At 59.1% G+C, this 22,718-nt stretch carries 23 protein-coding genes; 9 read left to right on the forward strand and 14 right to left on the reverse strand.

The genetic code is table 11. The features are described from left to right. Positions 1–426 precede the first annotated feature (426 nt). The 7 genes from AAAU26_RS05560 (at position 427) to AAAU26_RS05590 (ending at position 3,783) form a co-directional block, all read left to right on the forward strand. Positions 427–954 (forward strand): GNAT family N-acetyltransferase, encoded by a 528-nt coding sequence (locus AAAU26_RS05560; RefSeq protein ID WP_158395182.1) that lies wholly within the window; start codon positions 427–429, stop codon positions 952–954. 209 nt (positions 955–1,163) lie between these two features. Further along, complete coding sequence (locus tag AAAU26_RS05565; protein ID WP_005943478.1) at positions 1,164–1,676, forward strand: hypothetical protein; 513 nt, start codon at positions 1,164–1,166, stop codon at positions 1,674–1,676. A gap of 14 nt (positions 1,677–1,690) precedes the next feature. Next, positions 1,691–1,936 (forward strand): hypothetical protein, encoded by a 246-nt coding sequence (locus AAAU26_RS05570; protein ID WP_005943479.1) that lies wholly within the window; start codon positions 1,691–1,693, stop codon positions 1,934–1,936. Positions 1,937–2,201: 265 nt separating this feature from the next. Continuing rightward, a complete protein-coding gene (locus AAAU26_RS05575) occupies positions 2,202–2,369 on the forward strand; it encodes a hypothetical protein (protein WP_320443569.1) in 168 nt (55 codons plus the stop codon). A 36-nt stretch (positions 2,370–2,405) separates the two neighbouring features. After that, positions 2,406–2,528, forward strand: coding sequence for a dATP/dGTP pyrophosphohydrolase domain-containing protein (locus AAAU26_RS05580; protein ID WP_320443570.1), 123 nt, complete (start codon positions 2,406–2,408; stop codon positions 2,526–2,528). Positions 2,529–2,756: 228 nt separating this feature from the next. After that, positions 2,757–3,083, forward strand: a complete 327-nt coding sequence (locus tag AAAU26_RS05585; protein WP_227618569.1) for a CidA/LrgA family protein — start codon at positions 2,757–2,759, stop codon at positions 3,081–3,083. Continuing rightward, positions 3,076–3,783: an LrgB family protein gene (locus AAAU26_RS05590; RefSeq protein WP_227618570.1), complete on the forward strand. Its 708-nt coding sequence runs from the start codon at positions 3,076–3,078 to the stop codon at positions 3,781–3,783. Before AAAU26_RS05585 ends, AAAU26_RS05590 begins: the two co-directional genes overlap by 8 nt. A 66-nt stretch (positions 3,784–3,849) precedes the next feature. Here the strand turns inward: AAAU26_RS05590 and AAAU26_RS05595 are convergent, their stop codons facing one another. The 3 genes from AAAU26_RS05595 to cysS all read right to left on the reverse strand — a co-directional run bounded on the left by AAAU26_RS05595 (position 3,850) and on the right by cysS (position 9,689). Further along, positions 3,850–6,567, reverse strand: coding sequence for a bifunctional diguanylate cyclase/phosphodiesterase (locus AAAU26_RS05595; RefSeq protein WP_227618571.1), 2,718 nt, complete (start codon positions 6,565–6,567; stop codon positions 3,850–3,852). Positions 6,568–6,604: 37 nt separating this feature from the next. Next, positions 6,605–8,056, reverse strand: coding sequence for an extracellular solute-binding protein (locus AAAU26_RS05600; RefSeq protein WP_227618572.1), 1,452 nt, complete (start codon positions 8,054–8,056; stop codon positions 6,605–6,607). A 235-nt stretch (positions 8,057–8,291) separates the two neighbouring features. Next, on the reverse strand, positions 8,292–9,689 hold the full coding sequence (gene cysS, locus AAAU26_RS05605) for a cysteine--tRNA ligase (protein WP_158389392.1): 1,398 nt from the start codon (positions 9,687–9,689) through the stop codon (positions 8,292–8,294). A 487-nt stretch (positions 9,690–10,176) separates the two neighbouring features. Between cysS and AAAU26_RS05610 the strand changes: the two genes are divergently transcribed. Both AAAU26_RS05610 and asnA read left to right on the forward strand, forming a co-directional pair. Further along, positions 10,177–10,641 carry a GNAT family N-acetyltransferase gene (locus AAAU26_RS05610; RefSeq protein ID WP_227618573.1) on the forward strand — a complete coding sequence of 155 codons (465 nt, stop codon included), beginning with the start codon at positions 10,177–10,179 and terminating at the stop codon, positions 10,639–10,641. A gap of 225 nt (positions 10,642–10,866) precedes the next feature. Further along, positions 10,867–11,880: an aspartate--ammonia ligase gene (asnA, locus tag AAAU26_RS05615; RefSeq protein ID WP_158402002.1), complete on the forward strand. Its 1,014-nt coding sequence runs from the start codon at positions 10,867–10,869 to the stop codon at positions 11,878–11,880. 45 nt (positions 11,881–11,925) lie between these two features. Here asnA and AAAU26_RS05620 read toward each other — a convergent pair whose 3' ends face one another. The 11 genes from AAAU26_RS05620 to rplQ form a co-directional block, all read right to left on the reverse strand. After that, positions 11,926–12,597 (reverse strand): hypothetical protein, encoded by a 672-nt coding sequence (locus AAAU26_RS05620; protein WP_227618574.1) that lies wholly within the window; start codon positions 12,595–12,597, stop codon positions 11,926–11,928. Positions 12,598–12,689: 92 nt separating this feature from the next. Then, the gene (gene pgsA / locus AAAU26_RS05625) at positions 12,690–13,271 is read right to left on the reverse strand and encodes a CDP-diacylglycerol--glycerol-3-phosphate 3-phosphatidyltransferase (protein WP_015564657.1); all 582 of its coding nucleotides are present in this window, start codon (positions 13,269–13,271) and stop codon (positions 12,690–12,692) included. Positions 13,272–13,292: 21 nt separating this feature from the next. After that, entirely contained in the window at positions 13,293–14,618 is a 1,326-nt protein-coding gene (gene rimO / locus AAAU26_RS05630) for a 30S ribosomal protein S12 methylthiotransferase RimO (RefSeq protein ID WP_217210009.1), read from the reverse strand. 135 nt (positions 14,619–14,753) lie between these two features. After that, entirely contained in the window at positions 14,754–15,266 is a 513-nt protein-coding gene (locus tag AAAU26_RS05635; protein ID WP_227618575.1) for a regulatory protein RecX, read from the reverse strand. Then, positions 15,267–16,454: a recombinase RecA gene (recA, locus tag AAAU26_RS05640; protein ID WP_227618576.1), complete on the reverse strand. Its 1,188-nt coding sequence runs from the start codon at positions 16,452–16,454 to the stop codon at positions 15,267–15,269. Positions 16,455–16,584: 130 nt separating this feature from the next. Beyond that, on the reverse strand, positions 16,585–17,520 hold the full coding sequence (locus AAAU26_RS05645) for a N5-glutamine methyltransferase family protein (protein ID WP_227618577.1): 936 nt from the start codon (positions 17,518–17,520) through the stop codon (positions 16,585–16,587). Further along, entirely contained in the window at positions 17,514–18,464 is a 951-nt protein-coding gene (locus AAAU26_RS05650) for a DUF1385 domain-containing protein (protein ID WP_158402007.1), read from the reverse strand. Before AAAU26_RS05650 ends, AAAU26_RS05645 begins: the two co-directional genes overlap by 7 nt. A gap of 60 nt (positions 18,465–18,524) precedes the next feature. Further along, entirely contained in the window at positions 18,525–19,946 is a 1,422-nt protein-coding gene (locus AAAU26_RS05655) for a sensor histidine kinase (RefSeq protein WP_158395197.1), read from the reverse strand. A 1-nt stretch (position 19,947) separates the two neighbouring features. Continuing rightward, a complete protein-coding gene (locus AAAU26_RS05660) occupies positions 19,948–20,649 on the reverse strand; it encodes a response regulator transcription factor (RefSeq protein ID WP_227618578.1) in 702 nt (233 codons plus the stop codon). 252 nt (positions 20,650–20,901) lie between these two features. Then, entirely contained in the window at positions 20,902–22,218 is a 1,317-nt protein-coding gene (locus AAAU26_RS05665; protein ID WP_227618579.1) for a hypothetical protein, read from the reverse strand. 145 nt (positions 22,219–22,363) lie between these two features. Continuing rightward, positions 22,364–22,705: a 50S ribosomal protein L17 gene (gene rplQ / locus AAAU26_RS05670; protein WP_005934891.1), complete on the reverse strand. Its 342-nt coding sequence runs from the start codon at positions 22,703–22,705 to the stop codon at positions 22,364–22,366. Between the last annotated feature and the right edge of the window lie 13 nt (positions 22,706–22,718).

Raw genomic sequence — 22,718 nt, forward strand, 5'->3', positions numbered from 1 at the left:
GATACCTTTGTCAACTCGGTCTACGTCTTTGATGACCGGGTCGTGCTCAATTTCAACTTCACGGACGATTCCAAAACCATCTCCCGTGAAGAGGCGTTAGGTTCGAGTGCTGTGGACAATGCTCCACCAAACGAAAGCCTCTAACGAAAGTTAGGGGCTTTTTTCTTGTGTCTGCCACTGTCTCACGTCAGAGCAGGACGGTACAGGACTCGAACAGGGCGGCTCTGACGACGCCAAGTCGGCAGAGTAAGCAATCAGCCCGTTGGGCTGTTGCTTAGCCCGCGGTTCCTGGACCCGTAGGAATGTCTACCAAGGTCGTACGAACCCGATTCTCTATGAGAAAGGGTTCGGGTACGTTTTTTGTTTACAGGAGGTTTTGAGAAAGGGCTACTCGGCCCATAAGCCGGAATGTGAAAGGATGAGAAGATGATCTTTTTAGAAACAAATCGGCTCAGACTAAGAAATGTAAGTCCTAAAGATGCGATTCAGATGGTTGATTATCGAAATAACGAGCGATGCTCGAAATATCAACGAGGCCAGACGAAAGATTATAAGGATATTGTTGCTTTGATCGAGCGTAATAAAGACAATGCCCTGAATATCGCATCGCCGACTATGATTAGTGTTGCATTAAGAGAAACGGATGTCATGATTGGCGAAATTGTCGTTATGCCTAACGAGGGCACAATTTCTTTAGGGTACACATTTTCTTATAAAGTTCACCGAAACGGTTACGCCTATGAAGCCTTGTCCTCTTTAATTGAGTATTTACACAAGCACTATCCTCAGTGGGATTTTATCTGTTTTACTGGAAGAGAGAACATTCCAAGTATGAGCCTTTTGAAGAAGCTGGGATATACGAATTTGGGTTATCTGCCGTCAAAGAATTCTCAAGTATTTGGAAAGTGGCTTCGCCAGGACACATTAGAAGAAATCACAAGTGCGGTTCGATAACTCCTGGTTTATCGCAACCTCAGAAGCAGGGTTTGGGGCACCGCACGCCCCAACAAGAAGCTGTTCCAAAGGGAGCAAGAATTTTCAACAACTGAAAATTTGTGGCCACGGGACGGTTCTTGCTCTCACGCTTTCACTCTCTTTGCGATTTTCTTTCTTGAAAGTCTATCGTTCTTTCGTTATAATAAAACTGAAAGAAGGTGGGCATTATGACTTTGCAATATTTTGTCACAGCATCCGATACGGGCAATAGGATTCCGATTGAGGTTGACAAGTCAACTCCCGCTGACCTTGCTGCAACCAAAGAAAGCTGGCAGACCGACTGGACAAGTGAGTTCATCGGTGACCCCGCACTGGAAAAGTACACGGCTAAAACCGAAAACGGCGAAATCGTAGCATTGGGTGCTTACCGCGAAACAGAATCCAGCATGTTCGTTTATATTGAGTACATCGAAAGCCACCCGGAGAGCAACCCGACGCTGACCATTCAGAAAAAATATCTGGGCATCGGGCGTATGATGATCGCGTTCGGCATCCAGCTTTCCATTGATTCCGGTAAAAACGGCGTCGTCACTTTTGAAGCTAAGACGGATGAACTTGCAAAACATTATATCCGGGATTTTGGCGCGATCCGGGTCTTTGCCAAACAGTCCGGCGGGCCGATCATGCTGATGCTTGCCGACAATGCGGCGCTTTCGCTCTTCAATACGTATCTTTCCTGAAAGGTGGTGCTCCCATGGATATTGAAGTCAAACGAATGTCCCCTACTGCTATTGAAATGCTTGACCAACTCAGCGCAGTCTGCAAACGGTTCGGCGTTGATTACTATGCAGCTTCCCAAAATCAGCGTGATCTGCTGGACAGCATTGCCCTGCACGAATATCAACTGAAAAAAGCACACGAGCAAGGGCTGAAGCGTTCCGAAGTGCCTCCGTTTCTCGGTTTGAAGCGCTCTGACCGCAGCAACGATATGCCTGCCTAAAGGTTCGACTGCTGCTGACAATGCTCCACCACAAAAATCCCGAGTCAAATGACTCGGGATTTTTTGCGTGGGCGGGACAGGACTCGAACAGGGCGGCGGCACGAAGTGCCGTAAGCAATCAGCCCAGTGGGCTGTTGCTTAGCCCGCGGTTTCCACCGGCTAGGAATGTCTACCAAGAAAGCACCGCCTGCCGGAGCACCGTTTGTACTGCCTCAGTTGGACGGTACAGGACGAGAACAGCAAATCAAAATTTATGGAGGAAACCATGGGCGATTTTACGATAGAAGATATGCTTGCGATGCAGCAGGCCCTGCAGGAAAAATATAAAGACAAGTGGGAGCCGATCGGCCCGGAGGCCGGCAAGCACAAACTGTTATGGATGCTCGGTGAAGTAGGCGAAGTTATCGACATTATCAAGAAGAACGGAGACTAAAAGGCTGTTGAGGATGCAGAAGTCCGGCAGCATCTCGTGGAAGAAATGGCGGATGTGCTCATGTATTACAATGACGTCCTTCTGTGCTATGGAATCAGCGAGCAAGAACTGAAAGAGGCATATACCGCCAAGTTCAAGAAGAACATGACCCGCTGGTAATTCCCGTTTATCACGCTCTTCCGCAGCAGGGGTGGCCTCCTATCCAAACCTCCAATTTTCCGCACCAAAGGGGCAAAATCTTGGCCAGTATTGCCGTTGCGCCGCAGGGATTTTTGGATTATACTGTTGACTTGTATTTTATTTTGTATTTTCCTGTTCAGTCGAGCCAAAGGAGGCATCCTTACGAACTATCTGTTTCAATTTGCGCGTATTCTGGCATTCTGCTTTTTGGGCGAGATCTGCCACGCAGTGCTCCCGCTCCCCATCCCGGCCAGCATCTACGGCCTGCTGCTGCTCCTGGCCGCGCTCCGCTTCGGCATCGTGAAGCTCGAGCAGGTCAAGGAAGTGGGCCTGTTCCTCACCGGCATCTTCCCGCTGCTGTTTGTGCCTGCCGCCGCGGGCGTCATGGAGCTGTGGGCAGAGATGGGCGAGATGCTGCTGCCCATCGTCATCGCCATCATCCCGGTGACGGTGCTGGTCCTTGTGAGTGCAGGCCGCACCACCCAGGCCCTCACCAGCCGCCGCGCTGCAAAGAAGGAGGCTGAACATGACTGATCTCTTACAGGGCTTCCTCTCCGGGTCCGCCGCGTGGGGCGTACTGCTGACGCTGGCCGCTTTCGCGCTGGGTACTCTCCTCAACAAAGCCACCGGCAAGGCCATCTTCAACCCGCTGCTGCTGGGCAGCATCTTCGTCATCATCCTGCTGAGTGTGCTGAACATCCCCTACGCCGACTACAAGGCCAGTGCCGCCCCGGTGAACTATCTGCTGCTGCCGGCCACCATCAGCCTCGCTATCCCGCTCTATGAAAAGTGGGATTTGCTGAAAGAGAACGCCGCCGCCATCATCGCGGGCATCTCAGTGGGTACGCTGGTGAGCCTCGGCAGCGCTTTGGCTCTGGCCCTCGCGCTGGACCTCACTCGGGAGCAGTACGCCACCCTCCTGCCGAAGTCCGTCACCACGGCCATCAGCATGGACGTCGCCGCTGAGCTGGGCGGCATCGCGGCCCTGACGGGTGCCATCGTCATCCTCACCGGCATCGCAGGCAACCTGCTGGCCGAGGTGGTCTGCAAGATCTTTCACATCACTGACCCCATCGCAAAGGGCGTCGGCATCGGCACCTCGGCCCATGCCGTAGGCACCAGCAAAGCTCTGCAGATGGGTGAGGTCGAAGGTGCCATGAGCGGCCTGTCCATCGCCGTGGCCGGCGTCCTCACCGCCGTGCTCTGCCCCTTCTTCGTCGGCTTCATTCAGTAAAGATAGACAAAAAATCGCCCTCTGTACCGGCACAATGCCAATACAGAGGGCAATATTTTTTGCTTTTTAAGACCCGGCTTCTTTCCGCTCGGCTTTCTGGCGTTCCACCTCGGCGATGACCTCGGCGGCCTTTTCGTCGATGGCCCCCGGCTCTGCAGCCGGAGGGGCCAGACGGTAGCCCTGCAGCAGGTCTACACCCATCTCGAGCACCTTGCGCAGCTCCGACAGCGTTTCCACGCCCTCAGCCAGCACCTGCACACCGCGCGGGTGGGCGTAATCAATGAGCGTCATGAGGAACTGCTGTTTGTCGGCATCGGTATCAATGCCCCGGATGATGGCGATGTCCACCTTGACATACTTGGGCGCGATCGTCAGCAGGCTGTTGCCATTGCTGTAGCCGCTGCCGTAGTCATCCAGCGCAAAGACGCCGGACGAACCGGGGGCATTCCGCTTCCGTTCCAGCTCTCGCTCGTTCATCTCTTCCTCTTCGGTGATCTCCACCACCAGCTTCGGAAGGATGGCACTGTGGGCCTCGCAGTAGCTCGCCCAGTCCTCATCGCTCAGGCTGACACTGGCGATGCTGTTGACGAAGATGAGAGCGTCGGCGTCCAGTTTACCGGCAGCCTCCAGCTCCTCGTAGCACTCGCAGGCCCGGAAGAAAGTCAGCTTCTCAATATCATACAACCGGCCCATTTCGCTGGCCAGCTGCATTACCGTGAGCGGCGAACGCAGGGTCGGCAGCTGAGGCCGCATCAGGGCCTCGTAGGCCACCACATGGCCGTCGTGAGCCGAGACGATGGGCTGGAAGTGGTAGTCCACCCGCCGCTGCCGGATGAGCTTTTCAAAGTCGCTGCGCTGCTCCATCGCATAGACACCGGCGCGGTAGCGCTCCATGTCGAACTCCCGTACCTCGCCCTTGGTCGAGTGCTTGACTTCATACATTGCAAAGTCCGCATACTTCTTGAGGGTTTCGAGGTCCAGTGCATCCTCCGGATACCATGCCACGCCGCCGGACATCCGGATGCACAGTCTCTTGCCGTCCGGCAGAGTAGCACTGCTCTGGGCAAAGTTCTCTTCCAGCTTTTTGATGTCCGCCCGCAGGGCCTCCCGCGTCTCATAGCCGTAGAACAACAGCAGGAACTCGTCGCCGGAAAGGCGGGCCACCACAGTGCCGCTGGGCGAGCCCTGCTGTAAGCTGTGGGCCGTCTGCCGCAGATAAACGTCACCCCAATCGTGGCCATAAGTGTCGTTGATGGTCTTGAGGTTGTCGAGGTCGGTCATCATCAGGGCCGCGTGACGGAGAGTATCGGGCTTCTCGAACAGCTCCCCGCAGACCCGGAAGAAGGCCTGACGGCTGTACAGCCCGGTCAGGGCGTCGTAATCGCGCTCATGCTCGATGCGGCTGCGCTCGGCCACCGCCGCCTTGTAGTTGTCGGTGCTCAGGGTCACGATGGCTTCCGCCAGCTGGTCCAGCTCCCGGATGCCGGTGCGGGAAAATTCCGGCACAGCCTTGCGCTGTTCCTGTGCGTCCACCAGCTCTTTTGAGAGCTGTGCAACGGGCTGTGCCAGACCATAGCTGACGAAGAAGGCGCAGGCCAGACCGATGCCCAGTGTCAGCAGTACGGCAAGGCCCAGCAGCTTCGTCACCGACTGGGAGAAGCTGAACAGATCGTTCCCGCCCACCACGCCGACGAGCAGCCACCGCTCACCCGAGAAGGGGGCGTTGCGGCTGTACAGGCCGATCTGCCGGATGCTGGCGATCTGCTGCTTACCGTCCATCATGTAATACCAGCAGTTGTTGCTGCGCTGGAGCGTCAGTTCCCATTTCGCATTTCGCAGCGGTACGCTCTGCTCGCCGGTGTTGGAGGTGACATGAAGAGCCAGCACCTCGCCCCGCAGGTCGGAGGTGGTGGAGGCCAGCAGATAGCTGCCGTGATGGTCGTTCTGCAGCTCGTCCCACGGGAGTTTGGTGTCCATGTAGCTTTCCAGAAGCTCGACGCCCAGAACGCCGTAGACTGTGCCGTCGTCCAGGATAAGGGGCTGCGCGTAGGCGATGGCCTCGTGGTCGTCGCCCAGCAGCTTATACGGCAGAGTCGTCCAGCGGCCATAGTTTGCCGCCCCCATACGCTCGTCGTCTTCGTAGGCATTCTGGAAGGGACGGACATAAAACACATCCTGCTCTCCGTCCAGATACTGCAGTGCAGGCGACCACGCCTTATCCGTAGTGATGTCAAAGGTCTGCACCAGCTCCGACGGAGCGCACTCAAGCAAAATATCCGAGTTTACCACAGAGGGGACTGCATCCGGGTCGAGGTCGCGCAGGTAAACGCAGGGCAGGCGGTCTCCGGAGGTGCGGTCCGTGAAGTCGTGGGTATTCAGGATGAGGAAGATGCCCGAAATGCGCTTGGAGCGCAGCGTCTCAAGCATCCTGGGGGCTGCAGCCTGCAGCAGCGGCAGGCTGTCGCTGCTGCTGGAATCCAGCGTCTTGAGGGAAAGCGTTTCGTCGTCCAGCATCTGCTGGGCGGTCTCATTGATGTAGGTCGAAAGATCCGTCAGTTCCTGTGCCTGCTGGAGCTGGTCCTGAATGTAGCCTGCACGGTTCTCCACCTGCTTGTCCAGGATGTCCACCGCGTTCTTATCCAGTTGGAGGGTAACGCCGCTGACCGCAGTGGCCGAAGCCATCAGCATGACCACGATGGCCAGCATGACCATCAGCGCCGAGAAGATGGTAACGAAAATCGTATGCTCTCTTCCCTTCGCTTCATCCCGCATCAGCAGTTTCATGCTCTCCCCCTCCTTCCGCTCGTTTTTGTAAGATGCCTCAGCCCTCGTACTGGCTCAGTGCGTCACAGAGGCTCTGGTACCATGCCTCAAAATACTCATCCGTCAGGAATTCCGCCTCGGCCTCTTCCGCACTCTCGCCTGCTGCGAGACGCTCTTCCACCGTGGCGCGGTCTGCCGTGGCAAGGTCGCTCATGCTGTAGTTCAGCTTGCTGCGGGCGTCGGTGCCGCCCTCAAAGGCTTTGGTCGTGTACAGTTCATTGGTATTCACTGCGTCCACGGCCTCCATCAGGACGTTTTTCATGTTGTCGGTCAAGGCGAGGCCGCTGCTGTGGATAGCATCCATATCGTTGGCGGCATGGGTCACGGGCAGATAGCCGGAACCCACTGCAAATGCGATGTTGTTTTCCGGCTGGGTGAACCACTTGAGGAAGACCACGCTGGCTTCCACCTCGGCATCGGTGGTCTTTGCCACGGCCATACCGGCACCCTGCTGGACAGAGACTTTCTCGCAGCCCTCAAAGTGCGGCGTGGGCAGGACTTTCAGCTCGATGTCGTGGCTCTCGGTGTCGCTCAGCATCACCTGCGTCGGGAAGTAGGTCGCGCTGGAGTTGGAGCCGATGTAGGCCAGAATGCTGCCGATTTTAATATCGTCGCTGCGGAAGTGGCCGCTGGCGGCGGCCCAGCCCTTGATGTAGGGAACATAGTAGTTATCCCACAGCTTGCGGGCCACGTCCTCGCTCATGCCCATGGTCATCTTGCCGTCCTTGACGTCAAAGATGGTCTCGCCCAGCTCTTTTGCGCCGATGAGCATATAGTTTGCCATCGCGTCGCGGCCAAACAGGGCTTTGCCGTCGTTGGGCGTATCGGTCTGGGCATCCGTCCAGTTGTAGTAGGCTTCGGCGGTCTTGACCAGACCCTCCACCGTCTCAAGGTCGGAATACCGTGCGCCGGTGGCGGCAGCGAAGAGCTTCCAGTCGGTATCATTCAGGAACAAAAGCTCCGTGGACTTTGCCACCGGGAAGATCTTGATGCTGCCGCTGTCGTCGAAGTCGCCCTCGGTCAGGTAGCTGTCCACATAGGCGGCGCGCTCCTCGTCAGTGAAATAGGGAGCAAGGTCAGCCAGCTCGCCCATCTGGTCCATGGCATAGGCGGTGTCTGCATAGGCCATAAAGATGTTGGGCATAGCAGAAGCGCCCACCTTGCCCTGTGCCGCAACCATCACCTGCGTCTCGAGGTCGTTGACGCTGCCCTGGCTGTAGCTTTCCACGGTAATGTTCTTTTCCTTGCCGACGGTATTGTTGAAGGTATCCACCAGCTTATTGAAGCTCTCCAGCTGGTCGCCGTTGTAATATGTCCAGACGCTCAGATTCACCGGCTCGGTGTTACCCTGTGCAGTGCTCTGAGCGCCCCCGCAGCCCACGAGGCCCAGCACCAGAGCTGCAGCCGCTGCAAACGCGGCCAGACGGCGCATTCCGATTCGTTTCACCATGAACTTTCTCCCCATTATGAAGATTTGTTTATTCCCAAAGATATTTTTATCATACCACCACGCGGCCAGAGATGTAAACATATTCCGTCAAAATCAGCAATATCACAACAGCTCTTTTCGGATTTTGTCGATTTTTACGTTTTCCTTTTTCCACAAAAAAGCAGGGCAGGCCCGCGCCGTCCAAAGCTTCCAGCTTTTGGCAAAGCGCAGGTCTGCCCTGCATCGGATATTCAGATTACAGCTTGCTCAGCTGGGGACCCTGAGCGGTATCCTTCACGGCCCAGCCCATCTCGGTGAGCTGTGCGCGGATGGCGTCGGCGGCAGCCCAGTCCTTGGCCTTCTTGGCGGCGGCACGCTTCTCCACCAGTTCGGTCACCTCAGCAGGAACTTCGTCCTTCTTGCGGTTGTACATCAGGCCCAGCACGCCGGTGATCTCGTCGAAGGCGGCAGCGCCGGCTTCGAGAGCAGCCTTACTGGAAGCGGCAGACAGGGTGTTGATGTCCTTCACGAGGTCGAAGACAGCAGCCAGGGCATCGGGGGTGTTCAGGTCGTCGTCCATGGCGGTGCAGAATTTCTTCTTTGCTTCCTCGGCCTTCTCCTTCAGCGTCTCGTCGGTGCCGAACTCGGTCTTGCTCAGGGCAAAGTCGAGGTTCTCGCGGCAGGTGTAGAGACGCTCGAGGCTGTTCTTGCAGCTCTCGATGAGGTCCACGGTGTAGTTCAGCGGCATCCGGTAGCCGGCGGTCAGCATGAAGTAGCGGATGGGCTCGTAGCCGTAGAGGTTGGCCACGTCGCGGACGGTGAAGAAGTTGTGCAGGCTCTTGGACATCTTCTGATTATCCACGTTGATGAAGCCGTTGTGCATCCAGTAGCGGGCGAACTCGCAGCCGTTGGCGCACTCGCTCTGGGCGATCTCGTTCTCATGGTGGGGGAAGATGAGGTCCTGACCGCCGCAGTGGAGGTCGATGGTCTTGCCCAGATGGGTGCGGCTCATGGCGCTGCACTCGATGTGCCAGCCCGGACGGCCCATGCCGTAGGGGCTCTCCCATGCGGGCTCGCCGGGCTTTGCGGCCTTCCAGACGGCGAAGTCGGCGGGGTCTTCCTTCAGGTCGTCCTCCATCTGGCTGCGCAGCTCGCGGTTGCCGCTCTCGAGGTCGTCCAGCTTGAGGTGGCTCAGCTTGCCGTACTCGGGGTCGCTCTTGACGCGGAAGTAGACGTCGCCGTTCTTGGCGACATAGGCGTGGCCGCTCTCGATAAGGTCTTTCACGATGTCGAGGATCTGCTGGATATGCTCGGTAGCGCGGGGCTGGACGGTGGGCTTTTTGCAGTTCAGACCGGCGGCATCCTTGAGGTACTCGGCCTCGAAGCGCTGGGCGACTTCCTTCATGGAAGTACCCTCTTCCTGGCCCTTCTTGATGAGCTTGTCATCGATGTCGGTGATGTTGGAGACATAGATGACCTTGTTGCCGCGGTACTCAAGGTAACGGCGCAGGGTGTCGAAAACGATGAGCGGGCGGGCGTTGCCGATGTGGATATAGTTGTAGACGGTGGGGCCGCAGACGTAGATGCGGTACTCGCCCGGCACCTGCGGCACGAACTCTTCCTTCTGGCGGGTCAGGGTGTTGAAGATCTGCATAGTTGAATACTCCTTTTTGTGGGACAGACCGGAGCCGTGATTATAAACCTCTCCGTCTCGCTTTCGCTCGACAGCTCCCCTATCGAGGGGAGCCCTTGGCAAAGAGGGCCAGCTCCTGCGAGCCTGCCCGAAAAAGCAAAAGCCTCCAACGCCATGCCAAAAGCACAGCATCGAAGGCGGTCTTTTCTCAAAATCGCGGTTCCACTCCGGTTTGTCGCTCAAAGCCGATAACGGCGGCCATCCGCGCTGCGATACTCAGCTTCCCGCAGCGTGCTGTCCGGGCGCACTTCACGCAGCGGTCTGCAAACAGGCTTCCAGCCAACGGCCCGTTCTCTCTGCCCAGACGATGCAGCGCTACTCTGCCCGGATAAACGCATTTATCCTTTTACAAACTTATTATAATAGCCGCCGGGGCGTAAGTCAAGCGTTTGACTCCCCTGCCCGGCTTGTGCTACACTGGGCAAAAATGCAGCCCGGAGGTTTTATCATGCAGCTTATCACCGAACGTCTTTTTCTCATCCCCCTGCAGTCCGATGGGATGCGCGCCCTTCTGGCCCGCACCACCGACCCGGAACTCATCCAGCCCTACACCGATATGCTGGACCTTTCCCTCGCCCACCCCGAGCAGTGGGTCTGGTACACCGCATGGGGGCTTTACCAGAACGATTCCGGCGACTGGGTAGGCGACCTCTGCTTCAAGGGCCTGCCCGAAAACGGCCAGCCGGAAATTGGCTACGGCCTTCTGCCGGAATATGAACATCAGGGCTACGCCACCGAGGCTGTCCGCGCCGCCTGCCGCTGGGCCTTCGAACAGCCCGGCGTCACCGCCGTCGAGGCCGAGACCGCCCCCGATCATGCTGCCTCGCAGGCGGTGCTGCACCGGGTGGGCTTTGTTCCGACCGGGACTGTGGGCGCGGAAGGGCCGAGGTTTATTTTGCGCCAAAAGCCTTGACTCCATCGCCAAATCAGCGCTTTCCCCTTTACATCTCCCTCAACTTGTGCCATAATTTATTCTAATATAGCAGTTTGCGTTTTCAATGGTCTGGCAACATCCGCAAACTGCATATCGCAAATATGCTGTTACCCATAGGCATATCTGTGGAACTTGCGATTAAGGGAAGCTGTCCTCGGCGCGGCGATTCGGCGGCGCGGGGCAGCAAGAGAGGGGTAATCTGCTATGAGTAAGATCATCATTCCGGCAAACTACACGCCCGCGCTGAACCTGTACGACACCCAGCGCGCCATCGGCACCGTGAAACGGCTGTTCGCCGACACCCTGTGCGCCACGCTGAATCTCTACCGCGTGTCGGCACCGCTCTTCGTCGAGGCTTCTACCGGCCTGAACGACGATTTGAACGGCGTTGAGCGGAAGGTCACCTTCGACACCAAGGACAGCGGCATCGAGGTGCAGGTCGTTCAGTCGCTGGCCAAGTGGAAGCGCAAGGCCCTGAAAGATTACGGCTTCCGCGTGGGCAAGGGCCTCTACTGCGACATGAACGCCATCCGCCGCGACGAGGACATGGACAACCTCCACTCCATCTATGTGGACCAGTGGGACTGGGAGAAGGTCATCCGTGAGGAAGACCGGAACGAGACGTATCTGAAGAACGTCGTGCGCTCCATCGTGTCGGCGGTCTGTGCCACCGAGATGAACCTGCACGCCATGTTCCCCCAGCTGCAGGACCTGCCGCTCCACACCCCCAACGTCACCTTCATCACCACCCAGGAGCTGGAGGATAAGTACCCCGACCTGACCCCGAAGGAGCGGGAGAATGCCATCGTCAAGGAGAATGGCACCACCTTCCTGATGAAGATCGGTGCTCCCCTCAAGAGCGGCAAGCCCCACGATGGCCGCGCCCCCGACTACGACGACTGGGATCTGAACGGCGATCTGCTGTTCTGGAACGAGCCGCTGCAGTGCAGCTACGAGCTGAGCAGCATGGGCATCCGCGTCAGCCCCGAGAGCATGGACCGCCAGCTCACCGCCGCCGGCTGCGACGACCGCCGCGAGCTGCCCTTCCACAAGGCTGTGCTGAACGGTGAGCTGCCCTACACCATCGGCGGCGGCATCGGCCAGAGCCGTCTGTGCATGTTGCTGCTGGGCAGCGCCCACATCGGTGAGGTGCAGGCAAGCGTCTGGGACAACGCCACCCGCGAAGCCTGCGAGAAGGCAGGCATCCCGCTGCTGTAAGACTGTATACAAAAAGGACTGATGCATCCGCAGCAGTCCTTTTTCTTATGTCCTGAATTCCAGACCCACCTTGCTTTTTCTCCCGTTTCCGCCCAGCCACCAGAGCAGGAAGGCGTACAGCAGGTTCGTGACGAGGATGATGGTAAACCACATCAGCGTCTCCTGAATGGTCTGGTCGTATACCCGCATGAAGGGGTAGGGGCCGTCGATGGCTCCTGTAATATTGCCGTGCAAATCATACAGACCGTATAGGATCGTCGGTACCAGCGCCCACCAGACCTGCCGCAGCGGCAGGCGGGGCAGACGCTCGAAGAGCACCAGCGACAGAATCGCCAGCACCGGGTTGAGGAAATGGTGGTAGAGCATCGAGCCCGTGAAAAGCATGATGTACCAGCCGTTGCCGTCCTCGTACATGGGGGCCAGAATGATGACCACCGTCAGAAGGGTCATGGCGAGGCAGCTGGTGGAGATGAACTTGAGCCGCTTGAGCCAGAGGGGCAGTTCCCGCCCGGTGAAGATGCAGCCCAGCTGCCACAGACCCACCAGCAGACAGACCGCGCCATTGAAGATGTTGGACAGCTCGGTGTACATCGTAAACATGATGGTCCCGCCCATGGCCCAGCTCATGGGGACGGCGATGGTCTCGAAGTACACGATAAGGAAGTTCATTGCCGCCGAGGCCAGCTTCCGCAGGACAGTCAGGATGTTTTTCAGCACCGTTTCACTCTCCTATCTGTAATTTTTTGTTGGAATATCAAAGAAACGAGCGTTTTTTTCCGCTCGTTTCTTTTTTACACCCGGACGGGCGCTTATTTTGCCGTATTGATGAAGCTGCGGTTATCCCACAGGTACTTGATGCCGGAGATGGCGGTGACAGCGGCCACGACCCAGCACAGCACAGAGGCGATGTCTGCACACTGCTGGCCCAGCACATTGCCGGTCAGGGAGACCGTAAAGTAGTAGAAGATGATGGTCAGCATCTGAAGTACGGTCTTCACTTTGCCCCACATATTGGCGGCGATGACCTTGCCGTCCTTTGCACCGGCGGCCACCATGCGGAGGCCGGAGACGGCGAACTCGCGGGCCAGAATGATGCAGAGCACCACAGGACTGCACACGCCGTCCCGCATCATGTAGATGAAGGCTACCGTCGTCAGCAGCTTGTCGGCCAGCGGGTCGGCGAACTTGCCGAAGTCGGTGACCATGTTCCACTTGCGGGCCAGATGGCCGTCGAGGAAGTCGGTGAAGCTGGCCACGGCGAAGATGAGGCCGGCGATGAGGTAGTACCGCGGGTTGTAGCTCGGCGTGATATACTGGCCGAGCGAGACGAAGATCATGAACACCGGCACCAGCAGGATGCGGGTCAGAGTGAGTTTATTGGGCAGATTCATACAAAATTAACCTCCAATCTGTTATTTTGCAACAGTACCATACAAATCGTAAAGGTCGCTGTCGTCCACCAGCACATCATAGAACTCGCCGGGGTAGAGCGGCTCTTCGCTGGACACGCAGACGTTGCCGTCCACTTCGGGGGCATCGGCAGCGGTGCGGCAGAGGTAGAGGCCGCTCTCGTCGTCCACACCGTCGCAGAGGACGCGGACAGTCTGGCCCACCTTTGCGGCCTGCTTCTGGGCCATGATGCCGGTCTGGATCTGCATCACCAGCTCAGCGCGCTTGTCCTTGACTTCCTGATCGATCTGGCCGTCCATCTTGGCGGCAACGGTGTTCTCCTCGGCGGAGTAGGCAAAGCAGCCCAGACGGTCGAACTGCACTTCCTTCACGAAGTTGCACAGGTCCTCGAACTGCTCTTCCGTCTCACCCGGGAAGCCCGCGATGAGGGTAGTGCGGAGGGTGATGTTCGGGATCTCACGGCGCAGCTTGCCGATGACATCCAGCAGCTCGGCGCGGTTGGAGCGGCGGTTCATGTTTTTCAGGATCGTGTCGTTGCAGTGCTGGATGGGCAGATCGAGATAAGGCAGGACCTTCTCGTTCCGCTTCATGGCGGCGATGAAGTCGTCGGTGATGCGCTCCGGGTAAGCGTACATGATGCGGATCCACTCGAGGCCTGGGATCTTGTTCAGCTTGTCCAGCAGCTCACAGATGCTGCCCGGCTTGCCCCAGTCCTCACCGTAGGCGGTAGGGTCCTGGGCCACGATGATAAGCTCCTTGACGCCCTCACCGGCCAGCCAGCGGGCCTCGGCCACACAGTCGGCCATCTCGCGGCTGCGCAGCGGGCCGCGGATGCCGGGGATCGCGCAGTAGTGGCAGCGGTTGTTGCAGCCCTCGGCGATTTTTAAGTACGCATAGTGGGCAGGCGTACCGATGACGCGCTTGCCGCCCAGAGGAAAGTCCTTCTTGAGGCCGTAGCTCTCCAGATGTTCTTCACCGTTGAACAGACGGGCCACGATGGAGTCGATGGCCTTGTTGGAGGCACAGCCGACCACGGCGTCCACCTCGGGGATCTCTTCCTCGATCTGGCTGCGATAGCGCTCGGCCAGACAGCCGGTGACGACCACCTTCAGGTTGGGGTTTGCCTGCTTGTAGGAGCAGGCTTCAAGGATGTTCTCGATGGCCTCGGTCTTGGCGCTCTCGATGAATCCGCAGGTGTTGACGAGAATGACGTCCGCATCTGCGAGGTCAGCCACCGTCTCGTGGCCCGCCGACAGCAGGATGTGGACCATCACGTCCAAATCGACCTGATTCTTCGGGCAGCCAAGGGAAATACACGCAATTTTCATATGGGGTAATACTCTCTTTCTCTCTTGAGGGTCAATTTAACGATATAATTTTGAATGACTTTCGCCATCAGCAGAAACTTAAAATCTGCCGCAAAGCGGCGCTTTTCTGGTTCTCTTTTGGCGCGCAAAAGAGAACTAACCGTCCTCTTCCACTCGCCGAATCGCTTCTTTAATAACCAGATATGCAAACCCCCGCCGGGCCAGCGCAGCCACCACAAGGTCTTTCCGCCCTGCGGCCAGCTTGCCGCGGTACCGCCCTTCCACGAGGGCGGCGGCGGCTTCCAGCTCCGGGTCTCCGCCCGCTTCGTCCGGGGCGTAGACCTCTTCCAGCGCAGCCGAAATTTGCTGTGCGTCCAGTCCCTTCTGCCGCAGATTCTGCGCGGCAGCGCGGCGGCTCTTGCGGGCGGCCAGCAGGCCGTGCGCCCGGGTCCGGGCGTAGCGCTCGTCGTCCACATACTGCCGCTCCACCATCTCCGCCACCACAGCGGCGGCGGTGGGCTGGGTAAACTTCCGCCCCAAGCGCTCATAGAGCTGCCCGGAGGAAAGCTCCTGCCCGGCCAGAAGCTCCATGGCCCGGGCGCGGGCCTTGGCGGCGTCGGTGGACTTTTCTTCTTCGGCCAGCGGATGGCCTCTTCTCGAAAAGGACATTTAGTCCTCCACCATGATGTCCAGCTCGCTCTCGCTGCTGCGGGCCGGGGCCTTGACGACAGGCTCCTTGGAGGCAGAATCGGTCTCGCCGCCCTCTTCCTTCTCTGCCGCAGCGGCAGCAGCTTTGCCCACCGGGCGGCGGGTGGCGTAGAGCTTGTCCGCGTTGGCGCGGATCTGGCCCTCGATGTCGTTGGCGATCTCGGGGTTGTCCTTGAGGAACTGCTTGGCGTTGTCACGGCCCTGACCCAGACGGATGTCGCCGTAGTTAAACCATGCGCCGCTCTTCTGGACGATGCCCAGCTTGACACCCACGTCGATGAGCTCGCTCATCTTGGAGATGCCCTCACCGAACATGATGTCAAATTCAGCCTCACGGAACGGAGGAGCCACCTTGTTCTTGACGATCTTGGCGCGGGTGTGGTTGCCGATGAACTGGCCTGAAGAGTCCTTCAGGCCCTCGACGCGGCGGATGTCGATGCGGACAGAAGAATAATACTTCAGGGCGCGGCCGCCGGTGGTAACTTCGGGGTTGCCGTAGACGATGCCCACCTTCTCGCGCAGCTGGTTGATGAAGACACAGACTGTGTTGGTCTTGCCGATGACGCTGGTCAGCTTGCGCATAGCCTGACTCATCAGACGGGCCTGCAGGCCGACGTGGCTGTCACCCATCTCGCCCTCGATTTCGGCACGAGGCACCATAGCAGCGACGGAGTCCACGACGATGGCGTCGATGGCACCGGAGCGCACCAGCGCCTCGCAGATCTCCATGGCCTGCTCGCCGGTATCCGGCTGGCTGACCAGCAGCTCGTCGATGTTCACGCCCAGTGCGGAGGCATAGGCCGGGTCGAGGGCGTGCTCGACGTCGATGAAGGCCACCTCGCCGCCCTTTTTCTGGGCCTCGGCGAGGATATGGAGGGCCAGCGTGGTCTTACCGCTGGATTCCGGTCCGAACACCTCGATGATACGGCCGCGCGGCACACCGCCCACGCCCAGCGCCAGATCGAGGCCGAGGCTGCCGGTAGAGATGGCGTCCACCTGCATGGCGGTGTTATCGCCCAGCTTCATGATGGCGCCCTTGCCGAACTGCTTTTCGATTTGGGCCAGCGCAGTTGCCAGCGCATCCTTCTTTGCGCCCGGCTCCGTCTTCTGAGTGGCGGGGGCGACGTTGTTGTTCTGATTCTTTGCCATAGCGTGCTGCTCCTTTATCACATGGCCTGCGGGGTGCAGGCGGTACTATACAGATTCTTTCCTCTATAGTATATCACAGATTCCAAATATTACAACAGATAGTTGTAGATATTTTCACTTTTTCTCACGCTTATTTGGGTCTCCGGGCCGTCACGCAGCGGTCATTGCCGCCGAAGTCCTTCCGGCAGGCAATGTCTGCCCAGCCGTTTGCTTCCAGCAGGGCGGTCACGGCCTCCCGCTGCTGCCAGCCGATCTCCAGCGCCAGCGCACCGCCGGGGCGCAGAGCTTTCTGGTAGTGTTCCGCGATGGCCTTATAAAATACGAGACCGTCTTCCCCGGCTTCCAGTGCCATGGCCGGCTCTTTGGCCACTTCGGGCTGCAATTCGCTCATCTCCTGCGCTGTCAGGTAGGGCGGGTTCGAGACGATGAGGTCGAGCTGACCCTCCGGCAAGCTTTCCCAGTAGGTGAAGAGGTCACCCTCCACCGGCTCTGCGGCGCGGGTAGGCTTCATGCCCCAGTCGAAGGCCGGCTCTTCAAAAGGCGAGGCATCCAGCACGTTTTCGGTGCTGCCGCCCCGGCCTTTCAGGGCCAGACGGGTATTTTTCTCGAGATAGACGTAGGCTTCCGGGCTCTTTTCCACGCAGACGACCTGCGCCGCCGGGCAGAGCCGCTTGACGCCAAGGCCCAGACAGCCGGTACCGGCGCAGAGGTCCAGTGCCCGGGGCGCTTCCACGCCCGCCAGCATCTCGGCAGCCGTCTCAGCCACCACCTCGGTATCAGCACGGGGACAGAGCACGCCCGGCCCCACGGCCAGTTCAAAGTCGAGGAAAGGCCAGCTGCCGCAGAGGTATTGCAGCGGCTCCCGGGCCGCACGGCGAACGGTAAGTTCTTCGAGTTTTGCCGCTTCGGCGGCGTTCAATGGACGGTTTGAAAGGCGGACGTCCCGGCCTGTCGCCAGCCGGAACAGCTCCCGGGCGTCGAAATCTGCGTCCGGACAGCCCGCCGCCGTCAGCCGCGCTTCCACCTCTTTGACCGCTGCCCGGGGCAGCATCGCTTCGCTCACCATTTGCCATCCTCCGGGTCTTCGGGCAGCACCGGCGTCACGGCGGCGATGGCCACCTCAATCATGCTGTCGTCGGGTTCAAAGACAGTCAGCCGCTGCACCCAGAGGCCGGGCTGACGGATGATGCGGGTGGCGATGTTGTCCGAGCGGCCGCACCACTTGAGCAGCTCGTAGCTGATGCCCATGACCACCGGCAGGAGCAGCAGCTTGAACAGGACGCGGAGGCTGGTGCTGCTCCAGGGCAGCACGCTGTAGAGGAAAACACTGACGATGACCACCAGAATGAGGAAGCTGGTGCCGCAGCGGGGGTGGAAACGGGTGTACTTGCGGACATTCTCCACGGTCAGCTCGTCGCCGGCCTCGTAGCAGGCGATGGTCTTGTGCTCTGCGCCGTGATACTCGAAAACGCGGTGGATCTCCTTCATTTTGGAGATGGCCACCATGTAGCTGAGGAAAATGGCAACTTTCAGCACCGCCTCGAGGATGACTCTCGGCCAGCGGGTCAGGGTGACCACCTTGCCGAGGCCGCCCACAAGCACCGTCGGCAGAACGGTGAACAGCAGGATAGCGAACAGGCCGCCCACGAGGGCCGCACCGGCCATCAGGATGTCCTCGGCCTTCTTGCCCAGATGGTCGCCCACCCATTTTTCAAAGGCAGACTCTTCCTCTTCGGCGTCGTACTCGTCGCCCATGCTCACCTGGGCAGAGTACATCATGTAGCGGTAGCCGGTGATGAGGCTCTCTATCATCGAGATGGCTCCCCGCACGAGAGGGATCTTGGCCCAGATGCCGTGTTTCGGGGTATCTTCTATCTTCGTTTCGATGGTGCCGTCAGGCTTGCGCACAGCGCAGCAGATGTGCTCCGGGCCGCGCATCATGATGCCTTCCATCAGGGCCTGACCGCCCACACTGGTCTTGAAGCATTCCTTCTTGGGTTCGTGATTCATAAAATGGATTTCTCCTGTCAGTTTTTGACCTTTATTCTATCATATAAATATGACAAAATCTTATTTTTTATAGAGCGGCAGCCCCAGAGTGACCACCGTACCCCGGCCCAGAGTACTCTTGATGTCCATCGTGCCGTCGAGGGCGGTCATGATGGAGTCCACCAGCGCCAGACCGATGCCGCTGCCGCGCACCGAGTTGCTGCCCTTGTAGAACTTGGTCTTGACGTTCTCGAGGTCTTCGGGCGGGATGCCGCGGCCCTGGTCGATAAATTCGATAAAGGCTTTGTACTCGCCCGCCCAGAGCTTGACTGTGATGCGCCCGCCGGGGGCGGAATACTTGATGGCGTTGTCCAGGATGTTGATGAACACCTGCCGCAGACGGTCGGGGTCGGCGTAGACCGGGATCATCTCCTCCGGCTCATTGTACACCAGCACAAGCCCCTCCCGCTGGATGCGGGCCTCGCAGAAAAGCACCGCATCGGTCAGCTCGGCCACAAGGTCGAGGGGGCGGCAGGTCATCTTGAGACGGCCATTCTGCAGGCGGCTGAAATCCAGCAGCTCCTCCACCATGTTGTAGAGGCGGGCCGTCTCGTTGTTGATGATCTCGAGGCCCTTGCGGTAGTTCTCGTCGGAGGGGTCGTCCAGTGTGCGCAGCGTCTCCACCCAGCCCCGGATGGAGGTGAGCGGGGTGCGCAGCTCGTGGGAGACGGAGCTGATGAACTCGTTTTTCATCTTTTCCGTCTCTTCGAGGCCCTCGGCCATTCGGTTGATGGTGCCGCGCAGGCGGTCCACCTCATCCCGCTCGTCGCCGGTGACGGGCAGACGGACGTCCAGCTCACCCCGGGCGATGCCGGCGGCGGTGCGCTCCACCTGTCCCAGCGGCACCACGATGCTCCGCACGAAGTACAGGCCCGACATGATGGTAAAGGCCAACACCGCCGCACCCATGATGAGGGCCACCACCACGGTGCGTTTGAGCTGTTCTTCCACCAGTGTCAGACTGGTGACGAGACGCATGGCAGCCACATCTTCGGCTGCATAGGGTACGAGACAGCAGGCCGCCATGACCATCTCTCCGCTCTGGGTGCGGTAGATGGCGATGCCCTGCCCGTCCACGGCGTCCTGCGCCTGCTCAAAGTCGGTGCGGGTGACGATGCCCTCGGCATCGGTGCCGCTGGACGAGGCGATAACGCCGCCGTAGCTGTCCAGCAGCATAAATTCGTATTTGTCCTTATCGGAGAACTGCTCCACCATCCGACGCAGCGCCACGCTGCGGCTGGCGGCGGTCTTCTGGCTCGTTTCGCCGGTGTACATTTTGAGCTGACCGGTGATGGACGAAAAGCGACGGTACATGGTCTGCTGGACGCCGTTGTAGTAGCTGCGGGTGGCGCTGTAGAGGAACATGACCTCCACCAGCAGCACCAGCAGTACCGTAATGAGCAGACTGCCCCGCAGCCATCGCCGGGTGATACCGCTCCGCATGTCACTCCTCCCACCGATAACCATATCCCCACACGGTGAGGATATGTGCCGGATGGCTGGGCTCATCCTCCACCTTCATCCGCAGACGGCGGATGTTCACGTCCACGATCTTGACGTCGCCGAAGTAGTTTTCACCCCAGACACCTTTGAGGATGCGCTCGCGCACCAGCGCCACACCGGGGTTGCGGAAGAACAGCTCCATGATCTGGAACTCCACCTGAGTCAGCTCGATGGGCTTGCCCGCCTTGAGCAGGACGCGGCGGTTCTCGTCCAGCACGAAGCTGCCGCTCACCAGTGAGGCCGGTGCCTGCTCCCCTTCCTCGGCGCTGGCCGAACGGCCCACGCGGCGGCAGAGCGCCTCCACACGGGCCAGCAGCTCACTGACGCTGAAGGGCTTGGTCATATAGTCGTCGGCACCGATGGACAGGCCGCGAATTTTATCCTGCTCCTGCCCCTTGGCGCTCAGGATGATGATGCCGATCTTCTGGTCGGTGCGGCGGATGGTCTCGCAGAGCGAGAAGCCATTCATGCCCGGCAGCATCACGTCCAGGATGGCCGCGTCACAACCCGGGCGCTGCTCCAGAAGAGGCAGGGCCGCTTCGGCGCTGTCTGCCTCCACAGCCTCCATCCCGGCCAGACGCAGGTTCAGTGCTATCATCTCACGAATGCTGGCCTCATCTTCCACTACCAGAACCTTGACCATTTATCGTTCCTCCGTTTCTATCCGGTTTGCCTTATGCGCAAGGCCCGGCATGTTACGAAAAATCATTTTTATTCAGTCCGCTCAGACTCACCCTGCCTGCCAATGGCTCTCCCCTTGGGAGCAACGGCGACGACCGCCGCCAGTGGCGGAAACAGGGAGGAACTGTTGGGGCAGCGGCCAGCAGGATGCGAGCGAGAGCGAAGCAGATGCTGGGAGCCGCAACCCGACCTTGGCGCGAAGCGCCTGAGAGGGCTAATTCAGCCGGTACAGCGACCGGGAAAGCCGGTAATCCGGGTCCTCTATGGTCACATCCGGGCCGAGTTTTGCCTGCATCTGGCGGGACGCCACCACACCAAGGCGGGTCCATCCCACAGCATTCTCGCTGGACGAAGCCAGCCGCAGGGTAAGCACCAGCTTGTTCTCGTCTACGGTCCGCAGCTCCACGGCGTCTTCCTCGTCCGTGCTGTCCGTCAGCATCAGGTTGCCCTCCCACTCGATGGGCAGAGCGATATAGCAGCCGGTCTCCTCATCCAGCAGGCCGAAACTCTTTTCCGGCGCTGACGCCGTGTAGTCCATCCAGACGATAAAATCCATCCGTCGGCTCTGGCTCATGTTCAGCAGACCCGCTTCGTCGGGCTGGGTCGGTATCTCCACGGTGCCGTCGCCGTCCAAATCGCGGCTCACGAGGCTTGGGACATTGCGCAGCGAGGCATTGTACAGCTCCTCGCTGGCGATTTGTGAGGCCGGCACCATCTGCTGGCTCTCATCGTCGAACCGCAGCAGCACCGAGGCCAGATTATTGCCCGAGATGCCCGTCCAGCCGTCCAGCACCAGATAGTGCTTTCCGTCCGCGCCGAGGCCCGCCGCCACCGAGGCGCAGCCCGAGAACTTATCGCCCGACAGTGCCATAACGGCCACCTGCTGGAAGCTTCCGTCCTTATCGACGGTCAGCAGCTCGATTTGGACGCCGCTGTCTTCCAGCGTGGACATCAGGATAAGGTCTTCGCTGCCGCCGCCGGTGATGTCCTCCACGAGGTACTGCTCATAGGCCTGCTCAAGGATAGCCGACACCTCACCGTTCTCATAGGAGTAAACGGCCAGATAGTGGTCATCCTGCGAAGCCGCATAGCCCACGACGAGCTGGGCCGTGCCGCCCGCCTGAAGCTGAGCCAGCCGGACATTGTCCACCGAATCGGCCAGGCCCTCTACGGTCTGGCTCACCTGCCAGGCACCCCCGCTGTTCTTGCGTAAGAAAGCAACGCATACATTGGAGGTGAGGGCCGTGGTGTAGAACACCGCTGCGTCCTGTTCGCCGTCGCCGTCGAAATCCTGCAGCACAAAGGGCGACAGCAGGTCGCCCTGCAGCGGATATTTCAGCTGGGCGCTCTCCCCCAGCCAGTCGTTCAGGGCGGTCTGCAATGCGCCGTAATCGCCCGCAAGGCGGGGCGCACGCAGCAGTTCCTCCACCTGCACCGTTTCTTCCTGCATGGGGATGCTGCACCCGGTCAGCAGCAGGCAGAACGCCACGCACAGCGCAGCCGCCCGCAGCCATCCTTTGATTTTCAACATGTTCCCTCCTGCTCGTGGAAATCTGCATACCATAACAGTATCAGTATATCACGCAAGGAGGGCTCTGCCAAGCGGCGAAAACAGAAAAAGCCCTCTCCCAGACGGGAAAGGGCTTTTTGATACTGATTTATTCAGTCAGAGTCGATCAGACGAGCTCCAGAACTGCCATCTCAGCAGCGTCGCCGCGGCGAGCGCCGATCTTGATGATGCGGGTGTAGCCGCCGTTGCGGTCAGCGTACTTGGGGCTGATCTCATCAAACAGCTTCTTTGCAACATCTTCCTTGGTGATGTAGGCGTAGACCTGACGCTTGGTGTGCAGGTCGCTGGCCTTACCCAGGGTGATCATCTTCTCGGCCATGGAACGAACGTCCTTGGCGCGAGTGACAGTGGTCTCAATCTTGCCATTCTCTAACAGGTAGGTAACCATAGCGCGCATCATAGCGTTGCGGCTGTCGCTGGTTCTACCGAGCTTTCTGGTACCGGGCATCCCGTTTCACTCC

The sequence above is a fragment of the Faecalibacterium longum genome, assembly GCF_040094125.1.
Lineage (GTDB): Bacteria > Bacillota > Clostridia > Oscillospirales > Ruminococcaceae > Faecalibacterium > Faecalibacterium longum.